The following is a 12,378-nucleotide window of genomic DNA, read 5'->3' as shown; positions in this document are numbered from 1 at the left end:
TTCCCGACGAAACACCCCGAAAATCCCGCTTGCCCGGAGGGCCGTCCGGTCCTATACACTTGCTTCAGTCGCTCGCGAAGCAGGGAAATCCTGCCGTCGCGCCTTTTGCGACCACCGGCCGCCTCCGGCCACATGATGTTTTCTTTGGAACGCCACGAAGTAAGAAATTTGCCAGCTGTTCATCGTGAACGGCGCGGCTCATTCGGCCCCGTATGATCGCTCTCGATCCGGGCCGGCGTTCCACGAACCCCTTCGCAGGTGAAGGTGCGGATTTCCCGTACCAGCCCGCGTCGCACTGAACCCCACGGAGGACACAGCCATCGCCAAGCCATCAAAAGGTAATTTCAAGGGTCGTCAGCAGCGCGACATGACGCGCATCAACGACCGGATCCGCGCGCCCAAGGTGCGCGTCGTACTGTTCAACGGTGACCAGATGGGAGTCATGAGCTCCCGCGAGGCACTGGAGAAGGCGAAGATGATCGGGCTCGACCTGGTCGAAATCGCCCCGAACGCCGACCCGCCGGTCTGCCGCATCGTCGACTACGGCAAGTACAAGTACGAGCAGTCGAAGCTGAAGAAGGTGAAGTCGAAGAGCTCGACCCGCATGAAGGAAGTGAAATTCCGGGTGGGTACTGGCACGCACGACTACAACATTAAGATGGGCCGCGCCGAGACCTTCCTCGATACGGGTCACAAGGTGCGCATGGTCCTGCAGTTCCGTGGTCGCGAAAACGCCCATAAGGAACTCGGCTTCGTGATGATGAAGCGCATCATCGAGGATCTCAAGCTGATCGCCCACGTCGACCAGGAGCCGCGCCTCAATGGCCGTGCCGTCGGCATGACACTCTCGCCGCTACCGGCGCACCAGCGCAAGCGGAGGTTCCATCTCTTCCACGGTGAACTGATGGAAGAAGACGACTTCGAGGAAGACGAAGAAGGCTTCAACGAGGAAGCCGGCAACGAAGGACTCACCGAGGAGGAAGCCAAGGCACAGGTTGCCGGGGCGGAACCCGAGGGAGAGGCCGAATCGAAGGCCGAGGCCGAGCCCAAGGTGGAAGCTGAACCCAAGGCCAAGGCCAAGGGTAAGGTTGAAGCCAAGGCTGAAGCCAAAGAAGCGGCCCCCGCCGAGAAGGACTGAGATCCCTCCGTGCTCGCGGCGAAACTCTGGCTGTTCGACATCGACGGCACCCTGGTGGATACCGGTGGTGCCGGGATGCGGGCCTTGCAGGCAGCCGCCGAAGAACGCTTCGGCGGCAGCGGGCCCGAGCTTGATCTCGCTGGCAGCACCGACCTCGGTGTGCTGGCGGGGATCCTGTCCCACTTTGACCGGACCCATGGGCCGGAGGAGGAGCGGGCATTCTTCGCCTGCTACCTTCGCCACTTGGAAAACAACCTCGCCCGCGGCGGCTATCCGGGACGGGTGCTGCCGGGTGCGGTGGAGCTATTGGAAAGCCTGTCGCGACTGCCCGGCGTGACTGTTGGGCTGCTGACCGGAAATATGGCGGGCGGTGCCGCGGCGAAGATGCGGCACTTCGGCCTTGATGCGCATTTCGGGTTCGGCGCTTACGGCTGTGATCACGCGGACCGCAATTTGCTGGGCCCGGTGGCACTCCGAAGGGCCGCTGTTCACGCCGGCCGTGAATTCACGGCGGATGAGACTCTTGTGATCGGCGATACGCCGAAGGATGTCGCCTGCGCGAAGGCGATGGGTGCCCGTTGTCTCGCGGTGGCCACGGGTCACTTTACTGCCGACCAGCTCCGCGCTTGTGGGGCGGATAGGGTGGTCGAGCGGCTGGATGATCCGGTGGTGCTTGCGACCTTTGCCTGAGGACCCTTTGCGGGGAAATTGGAAGGAACAACGAAACGGGCGAAACGACGAAATCTGAAGGGTCGAAAGGGCACCCGTCCCTCCTTCGCTGAAGCTACGGAGGGCAGGCCAGGCGGAATGAATTCCGCGTTCCCAGTGTCTTGATCTAGCGGCTCTGCAGCATCATCCACGCGAGCAGCGCGGGATCGGCGTAGGCCGGAGTCCACGATTCGTGGCCTTCGTCGGGGTAGTAGGTGGAGCGGAATTTCTTGCCGCCGGCTTTGAGGATCGCGTCTTCCATCTCGCGGGACTTGGCGACTGGGACCGCTTGATCCTTTTCGCCGTGGAAGGTCCAGATGGGGATTTTCGCGAGCGTTTTCGCGGTGGCCGGATCGCCGCCGCCGCAGATGGGCACGCCGCTGGCGTAGAGGTCCGGTGCTTTGGCGAGGGCGGCCCAGGTACCGTAGCCGCCCATGCTGATGCCGGTCAGGTGGATGCGCTTGGGGTCGACGCGCAGTGTCTGCGCGAGATGCTTGGTGAGCGCGATCACTTCGTCGGGATTCCACCAGCGGTCGCCCGGGCACTGCGGGGCGGCGAGGATGAAGGGAAGGCCGTGGCCATTCATCGCGATCTTCGGCGGGCCGTGTTTCTTGACCAGGTCGAGATTGGTGCCGCGTTCGCCCGAGCCGTGGAGGAAAATGACCAGCGGCTGGGGATCCTTGGTCTCTTCGTAGCCCTCCGGCAGATACTGGAGGTAGGCGAGCTTTTCGCCCTTCTTCCATTCGAGGCTTTCGCGGGATTCGGTGGGGGCGGCCATGGCGGTGAATGGCAGGAGCAGCAAGAACGCGAGGAATCGCATGTCAGCACTCCAGTCGGGCCGGCCGGAAAAGCCAAGCGGGAAGGGTGTCCATGGTGGTCCGCACTCCGCTGGTGCGGTGGAGGCGGTTCTGGCGGTTGTCGGAGACTTGGTGGGTTACCAAGAGCAGGCAGTCAGAGGCTTGAGGTTTCCTGCTGCCCTTAGGGGCGCTTCGGCCGCACGCGGAGCGTGCGGACCACTATGCATGCGATGATGCCCCGTGAAGGACTTGCCCGAGTCGCTTCCAGCCGCCTAGCTAACGCCCATGGAAATCATTCGTGCAGGGGTCGCCGGGGCGGGGTCGATGGGGCGCAACCATGCCCGCGTTTACAGCCTGATCCCGGGCGCGAAACTCTGCGCGGTCTATGATGCCGATGCCGGCCGCGCAAAGGCCGTCGCGGATGAGTTCGGCACCGAGCCGGTTTCCTCACTTGAAGAACTCGCCGAGCGCGCCGAGGCGATCAGCGTGGCGGTGCCCACGATCGCCCACCGGGAGGTCGGCTGCCGCTTGATGGAACTCGGCTCGCACGTGCTGATGGAGAAGCCGATCGCGCCGTCGGTGGACGATGCCCGCGCGCTGGTCGATACCTCGAAGCGCACCGGCCGCATCCTGCAGGTCGGCCACATTGAGCGCTTCAATCCGGTGCTCCGTCAGCTTGAGCAACGGCTCACGCATCCCACTTTCATCGAGGCGCACCGGCTTTCCCCTTTCCCGAATCGCAGCATCGACATCGGTGTGGTGCTGGACCTGATGATCCATGATCTGGAGGTCATCCTTCATCTCGTCCGCTCGCCGATCGCGAGCATCGATGCGGTGGGTGTGCCGGTGCTGATGCCCTCGGAGGACATCGCCAATGCCCGCATCCGATTCGAGAACGGCTGCGTGGCGAACGTCACCGCCAGCCGCATCAGCCCGGAGAAGATGCGCAAGATCCGCGTCTTCCAATCCGACTGCTACCTCTCGCTGGATTACCAGGAGCAGGCCGGCCAGATCCATTGGAAGGAAGGCATGGGCATACAGCGCGCCGAGGTGGAGGTGGAGAAGGACGAGCCGCTGAAGCTGGAGCTGGCCGCATTCGTCGCGAGTGTGGCGACCGGGCATGATCCTGCGGTGACGGGGCAGCAGGGAACGGCGGCGCTTGAGCTGGCGCTGGAGATCACGCGGCTGATTCATGCGCAAAGTAGTCCGCACTCTCCGAGTGCGGCTGTAGCGATCTAGTGGCGCTCGGAAACTCCGGGGCTGTAACGGGGCGTCTTATGTGGTCCGCACGCTCCGCGTTCGGTTGAAGCGACCTTGGGGTGGATGGAAACCCGAGGTTTCAACGGGCGGACTCGTGGTAGGCTACGAGGTCTCCGTGTGCTGCCAGAACTGCTTCGGCCGGACACGGAGTGTGGACCACGAAGGCACAGGGTCTCCGGGGGCTGGGAGAGCTGCTTCTGCCGCACACGGAGTGTGCGGACCACGATGGCACGAGGTCTCCGAGCTCCGTGATAACTGCTTCGACCGCACACGGAGTGTGCGGACCACCTTACTCCCGCACCCGCTCCACGTGCGCGCCGAGCGCCTGGAGCTTTTCATCGATGTGCTCGTAGCCGCGGTCGATGTGATAGAGGCGCCGGATCTCGGTGGAGCCTTTGGCTGTTAGAGCGGCGAGCACCAGTGCGGCGGAGGCGCGCAGGTCGCTTGCCATCACGGGCGCGGCGCTGAGTTGCTCCACGCCCTTGATGACTGCCTTGCCCTCGCTGACCTGGATATCGGCACCCATGCGCTTTAGCTCGGCGCAGTGCATGAAGCGCTGCGGGAAGATCGTGTCGACCACCATGCTGGTGCCGGGCGTGGTCGCGAAGAGGGCGGACATCTGCGCCTGCATGTCGGTGGGGTAACCGGGATACGGCTCGGTGACGATTTCCGCGGGCATGGGGTTGTCGCCGCGATGCACGGTGCAGGCGTCGCCGACGTCATTGAAGTGCACCTGGTGTCCTGCCTTGCGCAGCGCTTGGGTGATGGCGGTGAGATGCTCGTGGCGGATGCGGCGCAGCGTGACGCCTTCGCCGGCGAGCGCCGCGGCGACCATGAAGGTGCCGGCCTCGATGCGGTCGGGGATCACGTTGTGAACGCAGCCCTTCAGCTTCGCCACGCCTTCGATCGTGATGACCGGTGTGCCGGCGCCGCGGATCTTCGCGCCCATCGCATTGAGGAAATCGGCGAGGTCGACGACCTCGGGTTCGCACGCGGCGGAGGTAATGGTGGTGATGCCTTCGGCGAGCGTGGCGGCCATCATCACGTTGTCGGTGCCGAGCACGGTCGGTCCCATCGGGCCGCAGAGGTCGATGGTCGCACCTTTCAAGCCATCGGGAGCGGACAGGACGACATTGCCGCCTTCGATTTCCGCCTTCGCGCCGAGGCCTTCCAGGCCGCGGACGTGAAGATCGACCGGGCGGTCGCCGATCACGCAGCCGCCGGGTAGCGCCACCACGCAGCGGCCCTTGCGTGCGAGCAGTGGTCCCATCACGCAGACCGAGGCGCGCATGCGGCGCACGATCTCGTAGTCGGCGGTATCGGAAATGTCGGCCGCGGTCACGCGCACGGTGCCGGAGAAACGCTCCACATCCGCGCCCAGCGCGGTGAGGATCTGGACCATGTAGTTCGTGTCCGAGACATCGGGCACGCGGCGGATCACGCAGTCCTCATCGGTCAGCAGGGTGGCGGCGAGAATCGGCAGCGAGGCGTTCTTCGATCCTGAAATCGTGATCGCCCCGTGGATCGGGGTGCCGCCGTGAACGATGAGCTTATCCATTGAGGATTGATTATTGGAAATTGATTATTGGCGGAACGGAGGCGGCGTAGCGGCGTTTTCAATCCGCAATAATCTTTATTCAATAATCAATTGCGACGCGCGACCGGGAAGCGGGGGATGCCGGAAAGGTCCTTGAGAGTCAAGACGCCGGTCAGGGATGCCGCATGCAGCAAGGATTCCACCTCGCCGGACTGGTGGATGCCGATCTCCAGCGCGAGCCAGCCGCCGGGATTCAGGCGCTTGGCGGCTTCCGGAATGAAGCGGCGGATCAGGTCCATGCCATCCGGCCCGCCGAACAGTGCGAGATCGGGATCGTGGGCGAGTTCCTTGGCCAAGCCCGGCCGGTCGGTCTCCGGGACGTAGGGGAGGTTCGCGACGATGAGGTCGAAGGATTGCCCTCCGAGCGCGGCGAAGAGATCACTTTCGACGAAGCTGACATTGGTGATTTCCAGCTCCGCGGCGTTCTCGCGGGCGAGTGAAAGGGCATCCGGGGAGAGGTCGGCGAGCGTCGAGTGGGAGTTCGGGAAATCCGCGGCGAGCGTGAGGCCGAGCACGCCGGTGCCGCAACCCATGTCGAGGATACGCGGGCTGTCGGGAAGCTTGGCGTTTTTGACCAGCCACTCGGCGAGTTCCTCGGTCTCGGGGCGGGGGATCAGCGCGCGGGCGTCGGTCTTGAAATCGCGGCGGTGGAAGGTAACGGAGCCGAGCAGGTGCTGGATCGGCACGCCTTCGCCGCGCTTTTTGAGCAGGTCGCGTAGTGGCGCGAGATCGGTTTCCTCCATTTCCTGGTCGAAGCGCAGGTAGAGATCCATGCGCGTGCAGGAAAGCTGGTGGGCGATCAGCATCTGCATGTTTCGCCGCGCGTCCTCGATGCCCTTTTTCGTGAGATAGGCGGTGCCCTTGTCGAGGGTCTCAAGGACGGTGGTCATGCGGGAGAAGACAGAAGACGGGGAGACACAAGACGCAAGACTTGAGACCTCCGTCAACCGAGCGAGCGGATGAAATCGGTAAAGAACGCCGCGCCTTCTTCCAGCGCCGCGATCTCGATGAACTCGTCGCAGGTGTGGGCTTGATCGATCGAGCCGGGGCCCATGCAGACCGAGGCCAGGCCTACCGCGGACAGGTGGGCGGCATCGGAAAACCACGGTGCGCCGACCGGCTTGGATGCGGGCCTCGCTTTTTCGATGCGATGAATCCACGGGTGCTCCGCGGGAATCTCCATCGGCGGGTTTTCCTTTGGCTTCACGATCTCGAGAGGCAAAGCAAGACGGGCGATCGTCTTTTCCAGCAGCACCAGTGCGCCGCCGGCATCGCGCAGGGCGGGAGTGATGCGGATGTCGATCTCGGCCTCGGCGAGGTCCGGCACGATATTCGGCCGCGAGCCGGCACGCAGCACGCCGACATTGATGGTCGAGCGGCCGAGCACGGGATGCAGGTAAGTCCCGAGTTCAGCGGAGAGTTCGCGCTCCAGCACATCGAGCGCGCGGGCGAGTTTCATTGCGGCGTTGTCACCGCGCTCCGGTTGAGATGAATGCGCGGCCTTGCCGGTGGCCTTCAGGGTGGCCCACAGCGAGCCTTTCGTGGTGTGCACGATGTCGAGCGAAGTGGGCTCACCGACGATCGCGAAGGCGTAGTCGTGGGCGTGGTGTTTCGCGAAATCCTTCGAGCCCCATTGGCCCGACTCCTCGCCCATGAAGGCGACGAAATCGACGGCCACCGGCAGCCTGGAAAGCTGCGCGAGATTTTCCTTCAAGCCCCACAGCATCGCCGCCATCGGGCCCTTGGTATCGGAGGTTCCGCGGCCCCACATCCGGCCATCGCGGATTTCACCGCCGAAGGGATCGATGATCATGCTGCCGACGCCGACGGTGTCGAGGTGCGGTCCGAGCAAGATCCGCGGCCGGCCATCGCGCGGCGCGAAACGGGCGATCAGGTTTGGCCGGCCCGGCTTGATTTCTTCCAGCACGACCTCCGCGCCGAGTGCAGCCAGCCAGCCCTTGAGGAAGTCGGCCAAGCCCGCCTCGCCGACGTTGACATGGTCGGTGCCGGCCGGGTTGTCCGGATTGACCGAAGGAATGCGGACAAGCTGCTGGAGAAGTTCGACGGGGCCGGTCACGCGGGCATTGGAGAACATCGGGCCGCGGACGTCCAACATGGAACGTGGAAAGGGGGTGAATCAGCCTGACTCAAGGCGCTACAGCGAGAGCCAAGGCGGCGCGACTTTCGGGCTGGGTTTCCGGGATTGCAGGTTACCCGGGAAACAGGGACTCTGGACAGCATGCGGAGGTGGTGGCTGCTACCCGGATTGATCGGCATCGTGTGGCTCGGTTCCCTTCTGGGAATGGGCTTTCGCTGGGATATTACCTGGGCTCGGGTGAGCGATATGGGTCGGGATGAACTGTTGAAGCTGGCCTGGCGATTCGGGGCGGCATCGCTATTCTTGGGCTGGCTGGTCTTCTTTGGTGCGACTCTCGTATTCCGGCGGATCGAGTGGCCCGCGCGGAGGACGATCCTGGTGTTAGGCGTGGCAAGTCTGGTGCTGGGCGTGTGGTCGGGGTTTTGGCCGCTCTGGAAGCTGGACCGGAGGCATCAGGTGGCAAAGCGCGAGGAGGGAGCCCAGAACTGGGCTCGTTCCGAGTTGCCCCGATTACGGAAGGAGGGGAAGTATCCCGAGATGGTGGAGGGCATGGAACGGGTGTTGGCCGTTCATGAGGAGACGATTGCCGAGGTCGGTCTATACCCGCTGAACCATAATCACGGCTTCAGCTATCTCTTCGTTTACATGTATCCCGCGAGCTACGACTTGCCTCCCCGCTTGGGCTCGGGATTGACGGAGTTTCTTTACGATGCTTGGTACGATCCAGGGTGGGATCCGACGAAGAAGGGAGTGGCGGATGATCTGTCGAAGGCCATGACCGCGTCCCGGCATCCGCTGCTCCGGGCGATCGGTTATTGTGTCAACCGGGACTACGTGAGCTTCGAGCGGGAAGCCCTAGCCGGTGCAAGGGCAGGGGACGAGCGCATGAGTGCGATGGCTCTGACCGCTGCCTGTGGCGGACTCATGGAGCGGGAAGTGGCCCGGCAGGCGGTGGGGGCGATCCTAGATCGGGGACAGGGCCTCGGTTGGGATCGTGGCGGCAGCTACGCGATTCCGAGTTCCAGGATCCGCGATTATGTGGAGGGGCGGATTCCTCGGGAATACTTGGGAAACTATCCCTATTTTCCCAGTCCTTAGGACAAGCGGCGGCTGTCCGGTCTTGCCCCGAAAGCCTACTTCTTCCCCACCCTCGGGACCTCCACCAGCAGCGGCGAGTCTGCCAGATCGCTCGGTGCGACGACGGGCTCTTCCTTCGGCAGCTTGTCGGCGGAGCCGTAGCGCTGGGCGATGACGGGTTTCACGGCGGGGTGGTCGAGCTTGTAGTCCTGGAAGCGGCGGGGCTCGCAGAGCTTCACGCCGGCTTCGTGGTAGGCCTTCCAGACGAGTTCGGAGCAGTAGAGCTTGTCGTCGCCCCACTGGAAGCGGGCGTCGTAGTTGAGGCCGAGCTGGCGCTTTCCCCACGCCTTGGCCTTTTCGAGCGCGGCGGCGTCCGGCGGGGATTTCAGGCGGCGGGCGTGGAAGGTGCCAGGCGAGCTGCGTTTCTGGAATTCCGCGACGGTGGTGACCCGCACCGGTTGGACGGCTTCGAGCACCATCAGGCTGCCGTTTTCTTGGAAAACCACGCCGCAATGGGTGTAGGGCGAGTTGGTGGCGCCGCGGATCGCGTCGGCCTGTTGGCCTGCCGAGCCTTGGAAGAGGATGTCGCCTTCCCGCAGGGCGTATGGGGCCTCGGCGGCGGCGGTGCCGGCGAGCGCGAGGGAGAGCAGGGCGGAGAGGCGCTTCATCCCGCGAGAGTAGCCGGTTTCAGGCGCGCGTCCACCCGGGAGCTGATGTTCTGAGCTGTGAATGGAGGCCAATGGACGTGGATGAAATACGGGGGAGGGGAGGATTCGGGGGGGATTCTGCTTTGGGCCTTTGTTTGGGAGGACTGGGATTGAGGTCGGCATCGGGGGACCACTCGGTCCGGCTGAAGCCGGGACTACGTACGCTTGTGGGCGAGCTCCGCGGGTAGGGCTTCGGGATCGCTTGCCGCACCCCTTTACAAACCGGGGGGGCTCTGGCATGCCTCCGCGCCCATGTCCGAATTGCCGAAAGCCTATGAACCCCAAGAGGTGGAAGCCAAGTGGTACGCCGCTTGGCTCGAAGGGAAGTGCTTCGAAGCCGATCCGTCGTCGGAAAAACCGGCTTACTCGATCGTCATCCCGCCTCCGAATGTCACCGGCATCCTGCATCTCGGCCATGTCCTGAACAACACCATCCAGGACATCCTCGCGCGTCGCGCCCGCCAGCAGGGGAAGGAAGTGCTGTGGCTGCCCGGCACCGACCACGCCGGTATTGCCACCCAGGCGAAGGTGGAGCGCGAGCTGCGCGAGAACGAAAAGCTCACGCGCCGCGACCTCGGCCGGGAGGAATTCCTCAAGCGCGTCTGGGACTTCAAGGTCAAGCACGGCAACATCATCATCAGCCAGCTCAAGCGCCTCGGCTGCTCGTGCGATTGGAGCCGCGAGCGCTTCACCATGGACGAGTCCTACACGAAGTGGGTGAGCCATGTGTTCGTGGAGCTTTTCAAGGAAGGCCTGATCTACCGCGGCAAGCGCATCGTGAACTGGTGCCCGGTGTCCCTCACTGCGCTGTCCGATGAAGAGGTGATCATGAAGGAGCAGAACTCGAAGCTCTACTTCATGAAGTATGAGCTCACCGATGCTCCCGGCGAGTTCCTCGAAATTTCCACCACCCGTCCCGAGACGCTGATGGGCGACGTGGCCGTGGCCGTGAACCCGAAGGACCCGCGCTTTGCGAAGTACGTGGGCCGCACCGTGAATCGTCCATTTCCGCACGCCGCGATCCCGGTGATCGCCGACGATCACGTGGACATCGAGTTCGGCACCGGCGCGCTGAAAATCACGCCGGCGCACGACAAGGCCGACTTTGAAATCGGCATCCGCCACAACCTTGAGATCATCGACGTGCTCACGCCGGATGGTCATGTGAATTGCCCGGAGGTGCCGGAGCTTCATGGCCTTGAACGCTTCGCTGGCCGCAGGAAGGCCGCGGCGAAGCTCGAGGAGATGGGCCTGCTTATCAAGGTGGAGGAGTATAAGAACAACGTGGGCTACTCCGAACGCGCCGACGTGCCGATCGAGCCGCGCATTTCGATGCAGTGGTTCCTCAAGTATCCCTGCGTGAAGGAAGCCGCCGATGCGGTGGCGACCGGTGAGATCCAATTCCGCCCCGAGCGCTGGGCGAAGACTTATGCGCACTGGATGGAGAATCTCCAGGACTGGTGCATCAGCCGCCAGCTCTGGTGGGGCCACCAGATCCCGGTGTGGTATCGCAAGCAGAAGCTCGACGAACTGAAAAACGCCGAGTCGCTCGACATGTCGAACTTCACCACCGGTGACATCCACGTGGGCACCGATGCGCCCGCCGATGAAGGCAACTGGGTGCGCGATGAAGACGTGATGGACACGTGGTTCAGCTCATGGCTGTGGCCCTTCGCGACGATGGCGAATGTGGGCGAGGAAACGCCGACGCTGAAGAAGTTCTACCCGACCACCGACCTGGTGACCGGCCCGGACATCATCTTCTTCTGGGTGGCACGGATGATCATGGCGGGCTTCCGCTTCGAAGGGGAGCTGCCGTTCAAGAACGTCTTCTTCACCTCGCTAATCCGCGACATGAAAGGCCGCAAGCTCTCGAAGACGTTGGGCAATTCTCCGGATCCCGTCGTCCTAATGGACAAGTATGGCGCGGACGGCGTGCGCTTCGGCCTGATGCGCATCGCGCCGCTGGGTGCGGACATGCGCTACGATGAAGAGCAGATCGAAGGCGGCCGCAACTTCGCCAACAAACTCTTCAACGCCTGCCGCTTCCGCGAGATGGCCGGGGAAATCGAACTCCCCGACAACGAGGGCGACGACGATGAAGACCACCAGGTGGTGGGCATGGCGAACTGCTTCCACATCGACATTCTCGCGAAGCTCGATGCACTGGCGGTGGATCTCGACAAGATCTACGCCGACTATCGTTTCGGCGAACTTACCCAGCGACTCTACGAATTCCTGTGGAGCGATTTCTGCGACCAGTTCTTGGAAGCGGTGAAGGGCGACCTTCGCGAAACCTCGGCTCCGGAAGCCCGCGCCGTGACTGTCTCGGTGATGGACACCGTGCTGAGCCGCTATCTGCAACTCCTGCATCCCTTCATGCCGCACATCACCGAGGAGCTTTCCTTGCGGATGGGCTATGTGAACGAGGGCGAGTTCCTGATGCTGGCCGAGCTGCCGGAGGAGCCCGTGCTCGCCGGCCTGTCCGCCGAGGACACCGCTGCCGAGCAGGCGAAAGCCACCGCGATCTACGAGACCGCAGGCCGCGTGCGCAATCTCAAGGCCGAGTACAACGTGGCCAACCGCCGCGACGTGACGCTCGTGATCAAGAACCCCGCCCCGTGGTTCGCCGAGGAGAAGTCGGTTCTGGCCATCCTCGCTGGGGCAGGGGAGATCGTGCTTGATGACGCCTACGATGCGCCGAAGGGCACGCCGGTGTCGCTGACCCCGGTCGGCGAAATTTACCTGCCGCTGGAAGGGCTGATCGATGTCGAGGCGGAGAAAATCCGGCTCACCCGCGAGATCGGGAAGCTGGAGCAGGAACTCACCCGCTCGGAGGCCAAGCTCTCCAATGAAAGCTTCGTCGCCCGCGCCCCCGCCGAGGTGGTGGAGCAGGAGAAGGCCCGCCTCGAGGAGTGGCGCGGCAAGCTCGTGCAACTACGTGACATGCTGCAGGGCCTCGGATGAGGCCTTGCCAGCGGCCTCCTGAACGCTAG

10 protein-coding genes are annotated in these 12,378 nt (G+C 63.7%); 5 read left to right on the top strand and 5 right to left on the bottom strand.

From position 1 onward, the window contains the following. Positions 1-367: 367 nt before the first annotated feature. Positions 368-1,138, top strand: a complete 771-nt coding sequence (gene infC / locus OKA05_RS10440) for a translation initiation factor IF-3 (protein WP_264487077.1) — start codon at positions 368-370, stop codon at positions 1,136-1,138. Positions 1,139-1,147: 9 nt separating this feature from the next. After that, a complete protein-coding gene (locus OKA05_RS10435) occupies positions 1,148-1,828 on the top strand; it encodes an HAD family hydrolase (RefSeq protein ID WP_264487076.1) in 681 nt (226 codons plus the stop codon). A gap of 145 nt (positions 1,829-1,973) precedes the next feature. Here the strand turns inward: OKA05_RS10435 and OKA05_RS10430 are convergent, their stop codons facing one another. Continuing rightward, the gene (locus OKA05_RS10430) at positions 1,974-2,666 is read right to left on the bottom strand and encodes a carboxylesterase family protein (RefSeq protein ID WP_264487075.1); all 693 of its coding nucleotides are present in this window, start codon (positions 2,664-2,666) and stop codon (positions 1,974-1,976) included. A 262-nt stretch (positions 2,667-2,928) separates the two neighbouring features. Between OKA05_RS10430 and OKA05_RS10425 the strand changes: the two genes are divergently transcribed. Continuing rightward, positions 2,929-3,882: a Gfo/Idh/MocA family protein gene (locus OKA05_RS10425; RefSeq protein WP_264487074.1), complete on the top strand. Its 954-nt coding sequence runs from the start codon at positions 2,929-2,931 to the stop codon at positions 3,880-3,882. Between the two features lie 310 nt (positions 3,883-4,192). Here OKA05_RS10425 and murA read toward each other — a convergent pair whose 3' ends face one another. The 3 genes from murA to OKA05_RS10410 all read right to left on the bottom strand — a co-directional run bounded on the left by murA (position 4,193) and on the right by OKA05_RS10410 (position 7,616). Continuing rightward, positions 4,193-5,461, bottom strand: coding sequence for a UDP-N-acetylglucosamine 1-carboxyvinyltransferase (murA, locus tag OKA05_RS10420; RefSeq protein WP_264487073.1), 1,269 nt, complete (start codon positions 5,459-5,461; stop codon positions 4,193-4,195). Between the two features lie 86 nt (positions 5,462-5,547). Beyond that, complete coding sequence (prmC, locus tag OKA05_RS10415; RefSeq protein ID WP_264487072.1) at positions 5,548-6,390, bottom strand: peptide chain release factor N(5)-glutamine methyltransferase; 843 nt, start codon at positions 6,388-6,390, stop codon at positions 5,548-5,550. Positions 6,391-6,443: 53 nt separating this feature from the next. Then, positions 6,444-7,616 (bottom strand): M20 family metallopeptidase, encoded by a 1,173-nt coding sequence (locus OKA05_RS10410; RefSeq protein ID WP_264487071.1) that lies wholly within the window; start codon positions 7,614-7,616, stop codon positions 6,444-6,446. 123 nt (positions 7,617-7,739) lie between these two features. On the opposite strand from OKA05_RS10410, the gene OKA05_RS10405 reads away from it, so the two are divergent. Further along, entirely contained in the window at positions 7,740-8,696 is a 957-nt protein-coding gene (locus OKA05_RS10405) for a hypothetical protein (RefSeq protein ID WP_264487070.1), read from the top strand. Positions 8,697-8,731: 35 nt separating this feature from the next. Here OKA05_RS10405 and OKA05_RS10400 read toward each other — a convergent pair whose 3' ends face one another. After that, the gene (locus OKA05_RS10400; protein WP_264487069.1) at positions 8,732-9,343 is read right to left on the bottom strand and encodes a YiiX/YebB-like N1pC/P60 family cysteine hydrolase; all 612 of its coding nucleotides are present in this window, start codon (positions 9,341-9,343) and stop codon (positions 8,732-8,734) included. Positions 9,344-9,634: 291 nt separating this feature from the next. Between OKA05_RS10400 and OKA05_RS10395 the strand changes: the two genes are divergently transcribed. After that, positions 9,635-12,349 (top strand): valine--tRNA ligase, encoded by a 2,715-nt coding sequence (locus OKA05_RS10395; RefSeq protein WP_264487068.1) that lies wholly within the window; start codon positions 9,635-9,637, stop codon positions 12,347-12,349. The last annotated feature ends 29 nt before the right edge of the window (positions 12,350-12,378 follow it).

The organism is Luteolibacter arcticus (assembly GCF_025950235.1).
Lineage (GTDB): Bacteria > Verrucomicrobiota > Verrucomicrobiia > Verrucomicrobiales > Akkermansiaceae > Haloferula > Haloferula arctica.
The sequence above is the reverse complement of the archived record's forward strand: the minus strand, read 5'-3'. Positions and strand labels throughout refer to the sequence as shown.